General features: G+C 38.0%; 1 protein-coding gene. It reads left to right on the top strand.

The features are described from left to right. Positions 1-150: 150 nt before the first annotated feature. A partial coding sequence (locus tag J1785_RS00530) for a 4'-phosphopantetheinyl transferase family protein (RefSeq protein ID WP_217218548.1) occupies positions 151-710 on the top strand: 560 nt, incomplete at its 3' end.

Below are 710 nucleotides of genomic sequence, written 5' to 3'. Positions count from 1 at the left end.
TGTATATGAAAACCGATTAAACCAAGTGCATAAATCTTTGCCCGGTTTTAATTGATCATCACTACCCGTTATTTAATAATACCCATTGGTAAATCCACAATAGATTTTATGCTAAAATCAGATGATACACATCCCAACTAAGACCAGCCGATGTCAAAAAACACTAAAAGCTTCCTAAATCCCATCGAGCATGAATTTACTCTTCGCCATCCAGGCGTGAGATGTTTTAGTATCTCTTATATAAAAGAAAATTATCATGATGACTTATTCATCGAGTATAATATCGACATTCCACAAACACTAAACAACGCAGTGACAAAAAGGCGTGCTGAATTTATTGCCGGTCGATACTGCGCCAGTAACGTATTAATGCTCTTGGGATGTGAGGAGACCAAGGTTGCTGTCTCTCCTGAGAGGGCACCTGTATGGCCTGCCGGAGTGTTGGGATCTATTTCTCATACTGATAACTTTGCTATCGCGGTGGCTGGTTTTTCGAGTAAATTAACCTATATCGGCATTGATATTGAGATAAGACAGCCAAAGATTTTTGTCGATATGGCTAATGAATTTACTTCAACCGGTGAGCAAGGTTATTTTTCATCATTATCCTTAGATTATGATGTTGCTTTGTTGATCTCGTTTTCGGCGAAAGAGAGTTTATTTAAAGCGTTATGGCCGACGATAAAATATTTTTTCGATTTTTCCTATGC

This window comes from Rahnella perminowiae, assembly GCF_019049755.1.
Lineage (GTDB): Bacteria > Pseudomonadota > Gammaproteobacteria > Enterobacterales > Enterobacteriaceae > Rahnella > Rahnella perminowiae.
This window is presented reverse-complemented; position numbering and strand designations above follow the sequence as displayed.